The following is a 7821-nucleotide window of genomic DNA, read 5'->3' on the forward strand; positions in this document are numbered from 1 at the left end:
ATGACGAAATATGTATTATTTTTATCTAGTGTGATAGTAGGTATTGGTATCGGAGCATATCAGGCCTCGGCTAATACTTCGAAGCCTGAAGGTGTGATGGGGTCAAATGTACCTGAATCATTAGTTAAATCAGCATCTTTATTGAGTAAATCGGCTACAAATCGCGATAATTCAATTCCTGATTTATCAGAATTTCAAGGATCATTTACAGATGCACAAGCTAAAGTATTAAAGAAAAATTTTAAATTTATTATTTTACGTGTTCAATATGGGTCAAATCGTAAAGATTTAGTGATTGATCATAATATTGCGATGATGAAGAAATATAATATTCCATATGGTGTTTATTCATTTAGCCAATATGAAAATGTTGCTGATGCTAGAGTAGAAGCGAAAGACTTATATAACCGTGCCAAGGATGCTAAGTTCTTTGTCAATGATTATGAAGATCAAACGGTTACGAATGCTAGCAAAGCAAATACTAACGCCACAACAAAAGCCTGGGCTGATGAGATGGCTAAATATGTAGGTAATCGTAAAATTATACTTTACTCTTATGCTAGTTTTATGAAAACATATGCCAGTACGGCTGTTAACGCATATGATGGTTTTTGGTTAGCTGCATACCAAAGTAATGAGCCAATGGAAACAAGTCATTCGTTATGGCAATATACAAGTAACTTTACAAATCATGGTTTATCAGGGGTTGGAAACATTGATGCAAGTATCATGTCTGGTAAAAATGCTGATTGGTTTTTAAGTGCATCAACAGATAACAAACCAACAGAAAGTACACCACCCACGAACGCAGCTGGGAAAGCACAAAGTTATAATGAATTAGTTTCAATTAAAAAATCTGGATATAATGTTTGGGGTAATTTTAGTTGGAATAAAGTTAAAAATACGACAACTGGAAAAATTGGAAAAGTTTATAGCGCAAAATATTACTATAATCACAGTAATGGTAACAAATATTACTCATTGTACGATAGTAAAGGCAAATGGGCTGGATATGTAAATAGTAACGCAATGGAGGTTGCTTCAGCTAAAGAATTTAAAGCAACCGCTAAAATTACTAAACGTGATTATACTATCTGGAGTAATTTTTTCTATACGTCAGCAAAAGGAACAACAGCTAATTATTATGGTCAAAACTTAAATGTCAGATACAGATATACATTGGGTAATGGTAACGTCTATTATTCACTTTATAATAATGCAGGTACATGGTTAGGTTATATGAATAGTAATGCTTCAAATTTAGTTTATTCATCATATGATAAGATTGTTTCTGTTAAAAATAGCTATACTATCTGGGGTAATTTTAATTGGACAAGTAAAAAAGGATCTACAGTTACTAACTCCGGACAGACATACAATGCTAAATATGCGTATAAGATTAATGGTAATACGTATTACTCACTATATAATGGTAATAATGTTTGGAAAGGCTATGTTAACAGTAATGCTACGAATACCTTAGTAGCTAAATCATTAAAGGCAAAGGTCAAAATTAGCGATAAAGGTTATAATGTCTGGGGTAATTTCTTGTGGTCATCTAAAAAAAGTACTTCTAGTAATTACTATGGTCAAACATATAACGTTAGATACAGATATACTACAGGAAACGGAAATATTTACTACTCACTTTATAACGATGCCGGTAAATGGATGGGTTATGTGAATAATAAAGCAACTAGCCATATTTATACTAAATACAATAAAATTGTCTCTGTTAAAAGAAGCTATGATATCTGGGGTAATTTTAATTGGACGGTAAAAAAAGGGTCAACTATAGCTAACTCAGGTACGAAATATACAGTAAAATATGCTTATTCAATTAATGGCAATAAATATTACTCGATATACAATGCAAATGGTAAGTGGCAAGGATATGTAAACAGCAACGCATTTTAAATGAAAATAGTTCTAAGTTAATTGTTGTTGATGAATTATGATATTGAAAGACAGTGTGACTTAAAAATGCCTCATAATCGTTAGACCTACGTCTAATAATTATGAGGCATTTTTTATATTGATAAATTTAAAGTTGATTTTGAACGTAACCTAAAGTGCATAGTAGGAACCGGATGATAAATAATTATTTAATTTAAAAATACAGTCATACAACAGCAGCTGATGAGAGGGTATACGGTTATTATTGCAAAAAAAAAACCTACCCGAAGGTAAGTTTCAAAGGCTTATAATTAAGCTTTAACAACGTTAGTTGCTTGTGGTCCACGATCAGAATCTTCAACATCGAAAGTAACTGCTTGGCCTTCGTCAAGTGATTTAAAACCGTCACCTTGGATAGCTGAGAAATGAACGAAAACGTCGTCGCCAGATTCGCGAGTAATAAAACCAAAACCTTTATCTGCATTAAACCATTTTACTGTACCTTGTTCCATAATATGAAACCTCCATGTGCTGTAAGCACTAATATATTTTGCATTTGTTGATTGAACTATTAAAAAGAAGTGTGTTCATAAATGAAACAAATCACCTTTAAATAACCGAACCATAAATACATAAGTTTAATATAACATCTAATGACGATTAATGCAAATGTTATTTGCTCGATTTAGTGTGTTTTTTAAGATAATGCAGTAATTCTGTTTCATTACGAAATTCATGTGGGCTAACTTGATTATGAAGTCGAATCGTAATTTTATTAATTTTGATTCGACCAGTCCAAGTATACGTGTATTCAACGATAAATCTATTATTGAGATCATCCTCATCTAAGCCAAAATTAAGTACGTAAATACGATCTGGAACCATTAATGGATTGAGATGTTCTTTATCGTAATAAATTTTGTTTGCTCTTAAGAATTTTTTTGTCTTACTTAACATAGTGTATAAACCTCCAAACTATTATTATAGTGTATTCAAAATGAAGGAGACAGAATTGAATCGGGGATTTAAGTTGCTGTCACTTTATTAATTTAAGTACCATCATTAAAATATCTCATTTAGTATATCATAAATAGAACATAAAATGAGAAAATACTATATAAATCATTCGGAAAAATTGACAATAAACAAAAACATGTTAAGGTTATAGTAGCTCAATATTAATATTCTTAGTATAAATTATTCAGTTTGATGATTTCTATTCATTTATTCACGCTGGCGCAACCAAGGAGTTGCAAGGATGTAAAGTAGGTAGGGTTACATCGTTTAGAAGTAGAATTAGTAACTTATTTTAAAATTAATTAACTCAAAATTAAATATAAATATTCAGTGAGAAGGCTACCAGCAGAATTTGTTGGTAGCCTTCGTCAATTAAAAATATATATAGCATTAAAAATTAATAGCGGGTATGAATGTTAGAAACTTTAAAATATAACCCTTTATTACTTTATTGAAGTATTTAGAGTGTACATACAAAGGAGGTAGGTATTGTTTACCTGCTTTTTTTAGTGTTTAATATGTGAGTGTATAAAAATAAAGGGGTGTTGGATAATGAAAAGGGTAGTCGTATTATGTGCTTCAACAATGGTTGCATTATTATTAGTTGCATGTGGGAACAGCAATAGTGCAAGTAAGGAATCGTCATCATCTGAGGTAAAATCATCTAGTTTGCAGAAATCAAAAAGTGAATCAAATAAGAAAGAGTCTATAAAAAAAGCAAAAGTATCTTCTGAAAGTAAAGCATCATCAGAATCAGCTGCCAAAGAATCAAGTATGGTAGCTGAAAGGTCATCTAAGGCAGCTAATCTTGTGAGAAATGAATTAAAAAAAGGATTTAGTTTTGCTCCAATCAAATATAATGGTGAGGACATCAGTAAAGCTATGGAAGATGGTACTGCTCCACGGCACTCCCTTTTTGATTTAATTACTCTAGGTTACGCAAAAAGTGATACAGTGGTTCGTACACAGCTGGGAAAAGATAGAGCCTATAATTATACGTATAAGATAACCGATAAGTTTATTATAATGAGGGGTGAATCTGGTTCACATCGCATACCTTACACAATAAAGGGATCACATATAACATATGGAGAATGGATAGAAAAACAATCTAATGGAACAAAGCTTACTTATGAGTTTGCATTAGAAACGACTGCCAAAGATGCAATAGACGCACAGCAAACTCAAAATAAAATATAATGGTTAATTGAAACATCCATACTGTGGATGTTTTTTTGTACGCCAAAATAGAAAATGTCGTACGGGTTATTGCGGCATTTGGGGCTGAACAAACTTAGTATAAAATATCTTTGAATGGTTAAAAATCTAACAAAACCTGCGACTATTAGTATGAAAATATAGATTATGTTGTACAGAGTTTTATAAAAGTGCATAAGGTGAATACGAATATTGATTACCTATCATTTTTAGTGTTTAATTTAAAGGTAAATAAATTTTAGGGGAGTTTCAAAATGAAAAAGGTATTGGTAACGTGTGGGATAGCAATGATGTTATTATCATTAACTGCGTGTGGGAGCAGCAATTCAAAAAAGGATGAATCATCTTCTATTGATTCTAGTAAATCACAAGCAAGTTCAAAGAAAATAGCTAGTTCAATGAGTAGAGAAGTTTCATCGTTAAAAAAAGAAAAAAGTAAATTACAGGAAACGAAAAAACAGGCAAGTAGGAATGTAGGAACTCTGACAGTTCAGCAGATGAAAGACCATCCTAAACAGTCAGCTGTAGCAATCGCTTATTATGGTGCAAATCGTTTTTGGAATGGTTTAACGGATAAAATAGCAGATGGGTTCAATGTTTCAATTAAAACACCTAATTCAAGTACAGTTAAGTATTATATTCAAAAAGGTGATAATCCATATTATAGATTACTGGGGGATGTACATAATACTGTAGCTTATTATGACAATGCAGATAATGAACTACAAAAAGTTGGTATGTCGACAATAGCTACTTATGTAAATCAAAAGTTAACTGATGGTAGTCGAAATACTCTAGTGAATAACGTTATCATCAATGCTAGTGATGATACACAACAATCCAGTGATGGGCTATCAATATCAATTGATGAAGCGATTAAACTGATTATCAAACATGAAAATTCAAATGATAATTACGGCAATTTTAACTTGATAATAACAGATAGAAGTAAAAGTACTATAACTAAAATTAATAATAATGATGATATTCCTGCAGCGTTGGGAGGATACGTACCCTATGGAAATGGTGGTTGGGAAATAGAGTTGGTGTACACGGGTGCAAGTCTTCGAGAAAAATATTACCTAGTGCCTGATCATAACAAAACAACCGTTTCACTTAAAACTATCTCACGCTATTCGACTAGACCAGACATAGATACAGAAAACTTTACGCTAAACCGTTAAATAAATATAATACTTTATAGTGATATTCCATAATGGTTCATTAATGCATTCACAAACGTGAGTGCTTTTTTTGTAAAAAATGAAATATGGAACTGGGAATCTTCAGATAAATACCGGGCCTTAGAATATTAGCTAAAATTTAGAAAAGCAAAATTAATGAATTTCTTAGCATAGTAGCTAAAAAGTATATACACTAATAGTGTTGACGAAAGTGCAAACATTTAAAAAGCTAAAGAAATAAACTATACTATCTAAAATGATCCATCATGAATGATACGGTTGGAAGTACAAACGGTAGCCAGATTCAAAGTGTGAAAAAGTTTAGTGTGAGTTAAATCATCATTTAGTGATTTTTGAGTAACTAGTGATCATTAAAATAAACCTTTTAAGTTACGTAGAGTTTCATAGTATTTCATAGAGTTGGGACAGGTATTGTTTACCTGTTTTTTATTGTTTAATATAGAGGTAAATAAGATATTTGGAGGTAATGCAGTGAGTAAAATATGGGGGTTTATAAAAAAATATAAATGGTTCATTTTACTAGTAATATTGATAGTGACTGTTATCATCCCTTGGGTCATCAATATTTTTATTGGCATTGTTCCAGGAGTAGGTTCGAGTGATGGGTGGCTTGGATTTTGGGGAGGTTATATAGGTTCTTTCATAGGTATTGGTGGTGCAGCTATGTTTGCATATATAAATACAAAGTTTCAGTTAAAAGAGCAAAGAAAAAATGAGTTAAGTAATGCCCTTGCTGTAGAAGATATTAAGAACATATCTAGATTAATTTCTATTAATAATAGATTTACCGCCAATATTATTTTAATGAAAAAAGATATTTTCTCTAAGGGTACATTAGAAACAATAGATGATATTCGTAATTTGGGTACAAAAATTAATAAAGAAAAATTGAATGAAATTACTAATTTGAAGAATGAATATGTAATTTATTTTGAAACATACGTTAGCTATGTACCCGAATTATCAAAAAAATGTGATACCTATCAAGATAATATTGCTACACTTTGGAGTGATTTAATGAAAACATACGATGAACTTACTATGGCAGTAAAATGGTTATTGAAAAATAAAGAAGAAAATATAGAATTGATAGATCAAGAAACTAATAAAATTAATAAAATTTTTACAGCAGTTGCAACAAATATAGACTCTATATCTTTTCCGTTAAATGCAGTGAATAAAATTTTAAAAGGCGAAGCGGCGAGGATAAGGTGTAATAAATAATACCTTATCTATAATTGATGTTTAGGTATTCTTAAAGTAAGTAATAGGGTTAGTGTTAGAACCTGCCAAAACTTGCCATAAAATACTTTATAAAGCTCATCAAAACTCTAGTAAGCTCGTCAAAATGATACTTCATTTATACCTAATATGTTAGCAAATATTAGTATATGGGTGCAGCTATTCATCCCTGGGACTTATTAGATATGTAGGCAAAAATAAGTATTCGGACATTTCGGACCCCCTAAAGGGATGCAATTAAAAAGGTTATCAAGACATTCAAGACACCCTAAAGGAAGTAGATTTAATTAGATGTGATGAAATGACTACGGTTTGTTGAGGGAAAATAAAAAGCACCTACTTAAGAAAGTAGATGCATCAGTACATACATGCCCGTACAGTTTATTTTTTTGACTACGGTTTTGACTACGGTTTGTTGAATCTAGATGAAACCTTATGAAACTCTATGAAAACACTTGATTGGGTAAGTAGGGATCGAACCTACAGATTGCGGATTCAGAGTCCGGCGCCTTACCAGTTTGGCTATTACCCAAGAATAATTAACTTCCTAATTTTAGCGATATAACGGTCTTTTGTCAAATAGAAAATAGTAATATTTTGTTGAAACAATAAGAAATAGTAAAGATGATTAATTATTGATAAAGAAAAGTGATGATTACTTTTCTAATTGATACATAACGTTATAATGAAGGACATAAAGATTGTGTTATGTAGAGAAAGTACAAATGAATAAATTAAGCTAAAGTTTTGCACATTTTATTAAGTTATTATTCTATAGATGGGTTTGAGGCGAACGTATTGGAAATAAAACTAAGACGTGAATTAAAAAAGTTATACATTAGATTATTGATTGCGTGTGTCACAACGTTATTGATAGGTACCACGAAAGTTCTCCTACAATATAAATGGTTATCTTTTGTTATGTGGGCTGCTGCATTGTACTGTCTCGGTTTGTATCTGTATTGTTGTTTTATTCAATTTTTAATTTGGCATAAAAATCATTGACATCAAATCTATATGGGTTATACTTAAAAGAGTATTTTTGCCCAATGGTCAAATTGGTTAAGACGTCGCCCTCTCAAGGCGGAATTACGGGTTCGAGCCCCGTTTGGGCGATAAAAGATGTAATTAATTAGAATATTTAAAAAAGTGATTAAGTAGGGGAATGAAGTGAACCCCCTGAGTTGGAGAAATCTAACTCAGGGGGTTTTACTATGTTCACAGTTGAAATAAAGAAAAAAGT

General features: G+C 31.3%; 6 protein-coding genes and 2 tRNA genes. 5 read left to right on the forward strand and 3 right to left on the reverse strand.

Features of this window, described 5'->3' with window-relative positions; genetic code table 11:
* On the forward strand, nt 1-1917 hold the full coding sequence (locus AC1RPW_RS07175) for a GH25 family lysozyme (protein ID WP_481761920.1): 1917 nt from the start codon (nt 1-3) through the stop codon (nt 1915-1917).
* A gap of 290 nt (nt 1918-2207) precedes the next feature.
* Here the strand turns inward: AC1RPW_RS07175 and AC1RPW_RS07180 are convergent, their stop codons facing one another.
* Together AC1RPW_RS07180 and AC1RPW_RS07185 are read right to left on the reverse strand one after the other, a co-directional pair.
* The gene (locus AC1RPW_RS07180) at nt 2208-2408 is read right to left on the reverse strand and encodes a cold-shock protein (protein ID WP_057973786.1); all 201 of its coding nucleotides are present in this window, start codon (nt 2406-2408) and stop codon (nt 2208-2210) included.
* Between the two features lie 160 nt (nt 2409-2568).
* A complete protein-coding gene (locus AC1RPW_RS07185) occupies nt 2569-2853 on the reverse strand; it encodes a hypothetical protein (protein WP_481761919.1) in 285 nt (94 codons plus the stop codon).
* A 612-nt stretch (nt 2854-3465) separates the two neighbouring features.
* Between AC1RPW_RS07185 and AC1RPW_RS07190 the strand changes: the two genes are divergently transcribed.
* The 3 genes from AC1RPW_RS07190 to AC1RPW_RS07200 all read left to right on the forward strand — a co-directional run bounded on the left by AC1RPW_RS07190 (nt 3466) and on the right by AC1RPW_RS07200 (nt 6560).
* Nucleotides 3466-4113 carry a hypothetical protein gene (locus AC1RPW_RS07190; protein ID WP_481761918.1) on the forward strand — a complete coding sequence of 216 codons (648 nt, stop codon included), beginning with the start codon at nt 3466-3468 and terminating at the stop codon, nt 4111-4113.
* A gap of 272 nt (nt 4114-4385) precedes the next feature.
* Complete coding sequence (locus AC1RPW_RS07195) at nt 4386-5315, forward strand: hypothetical protein (RefSeq protein WP_481761917.1); 930 nt, start codon at nt 4386-4388, stop codon at nt 5313-5315.
* A gap of 492 nt (nt 5316-5807) precedes the next feature.
* Nucleotides 5808-6560 (forward strand): hypothetical protein, encoded by a 753-nt coding sequence (locus AC1RPW_RS07200; RefSeq protein ID WP_481761916.1) that lies wholly within the window; start codon nt 5808-5810, stop codon nt 6558-6560.
* Between the two features lie 477 nt (nt 6561-7037).
* Here AC1RPW_RS07200 and AC1RPW_RS07205 read toward each other — a convergent pair.
* A tRNA-Gln gene (locus tag AC1RPW_RS07205) sits at nt 7038-7110 on the reverse strand.
* A 511-nt stretch (nt 7111-7621) separates the two neighbouring features.
* Between AC1RPW_RS07205 and AC1RPW_RS07210 the strand changes: the two genes are divergently transcribed.
* Nucleotides 7622-7694: transfer RNA gene (locus tag AC1RPW_RS07210), tRNA-Glu, on the forward strand.
* The last annotated feature ends 127 nt before the right edge of the window (nt 7695-7821 follow it).

The organism is Dellaglioa sp. CoH-55-MRSF-8, assembly GCF_056782195.1.

Bases quoted from the DNA above. Each gene is read 5' to 3' on its own strand.
- AC1RPW_RS07175 (WP_481761920.1), top strand. From the start codon at position 1: ATGACGAAATATGTATTATTTTTATCTAGTGTGATAGTAGGTATTGGT.
- AC1RPW_RS07195 (WP_481761917.1), top strand. From the start codon at position 4,386: ATGAAAAAGGTATTGGTAACGTGTGGGATAGCAATGATGTTATTATCA.
- AC1RPW_RS07190 (WP_481761918.1), top strand. From the start codon at position 3,466: ATGAAAAGGGTAGTCGTATTATGTGCTTCAACAATGGTTGCATTATTA.
- AC1RPW_RS07180 (WP_057973786.1), bottom strand. From the start codon at position 2,408: ATGGAACAAGGTACAGTAAAATGGTTTAATGCAGATAAAGGTTTTGGT.
- AC1RPW_RS07185 (WP_481761919.1), bottom strand. From the start codon at position 2,853: ATGTTAAGTAAGACAAAAAAATTCTTAAGAGCAAACAAAATTTATTAC.